The sequence below is a fragment of the Pseudoalteromonas sp. 0802 genome (assembly GCF_013350085.1).
GTDB lineage: Bacteria > Pseudomonadota > Gammaproteobacteria > Enterobacterales > Alteromonadaceae > Pseudoalteromonas.
Map to the genome: position 1 here is coordinate 1 of NZ_JABVXE010000122.1, position 242 is coordinate 242.

Consider the following 242-nt stretch of genomic DNA (forward strand, 5'->3'; position numbering starts at 1 on the left):
GGAGCGGCACACGAGGCTCGAACTCGTGACCTCAACCTTGGCAAGGTTGCGCTCTACCAACTGAGCTAGTGCCGCATAAATAAGTTGTAAGCTGCAAGTTTCTAGTTTCAAGCTAATGCTTTCAACTTTCCCCTTGAAACTTAAGCCAATTTCTTTTGGTGAGAAATTGGAGCGGCACACGAGGCTCGAACTCGTGACCTCAACCTTGGCAAGGTTGCGCTCTACCAACTGAGCTAGTGCCG

At 50.0% G+C, this 242-nt stretch carries 1 tRNA gene; it reads right to left on the reverse strand.

Annotated elements, in window-relative coordinates:
- Window positions 1–2: 2 nt before the first annotated feature.
- A tRNA-Gly gene (locus HUS61_RS21450) sits at window positions 3–75 on the reverse strand.
- Between the last annotated feature and the right edge of the window lie 167 nt (window positions 76–242).